This window comes from Mycobacterium kyorinense, from assembly GCF_001672775.1.
Taxonomy (GTDB): domain Bacteria; phylum Actinomycetota; class Actinomycetes; order Mycobacteriales; family Mycobacteriaceae; genus Mycobacterium; species Mycobacterium kyorinense_A.
Genome location: NZ_LZKJ01000159.1, coordinates 1 through 897, shown reverse-complemented (window position 1 = coordinate 897; position 897 = coordinate 1). Strand labels below are relative to the sequence as shown.

The 897-nt window shown below is 64.8% G+C and carries 1 protein-coding gene; it reads right to left on the bottom strand.

Annotated elements, in window-relative coordinates; translation table 11 throughout:
- On the bottom strand, positions 1-897 hold an 897-nt coding region (locus tag A5707_RS17555), incomplete at both ends, for an AMP-binding protein (protein WP_156658091.1).

Here is an 897-nt window from a genome sequence, read left to right as displayed (position 1 = left end):
GAGTCGGGCAGCAGTGGTGCGCTCATCGACGCATACACCGTGATCTCGGTCGGGCCGTAGGCGTTGATCACCACCCGTCCGGGCGCCCAGCGATCCACCACCTCCGCCGCACACGCCTCACCACCGAGTAGCACCGCCACCGACTCCAACCCCTCCGGCGACAGCGCGTTGATCGCCGACGGGGTTTGAGTCAACACATTGACGTGCTCACGAATCAACAAGTCGTGGAACTCATCTGGTGAACTGGTCACCGACTCGGGCACGATGACCAACCGGCCCCCGCCCAGCAGCGCAGCCCAAATCTCCCACACCGAAAAGTCAAACGCATACGAATGGCACTGCGTCCACACCTGCTCCTGCGGCAACTGCGCAGGCGTCGACTGCGCCACATGGCCCAGATTGCGGTGCGTGACCGCCACACCCTTGGGCACCCCCGTCGTGCCCGAGGTGTAGATGAGGTAGGCAATGTCTTCCGGGGCCGGGTCCGGCAAGGCGGTGCTCGGATAGCTGTCCACGACCGGGTCGTTGATGTCGATGACGGTGATGTCATGGTCGTCAAGCCGCGCCCCAAGAGCAGCGGTGGTGATCACTGCGATAGGCGCGGCATCAGCCACCATGAACGCCACCCGCGTCTCCGGCAGCGCCGGATCGATCGCCAAATACGCCGCCCCGGCCTTGAGCACCGCCAACATCGACACAATCGCTCCGGGAGAGCGCTCCAACAACAACGCCACACATTGTCCGCGGCCCATACCCCGCCCGACCAGCACATGCGCCAACCGATTCGCCGCCTCCTCCAACTCGCGATAGGTCAACGAACGACTCTCAAAGCTGATCGCCACCGCCTCTGGGGCACGCGCCACCCGTTCGGTGAACAACGCCGGAACCGCTGCAGGC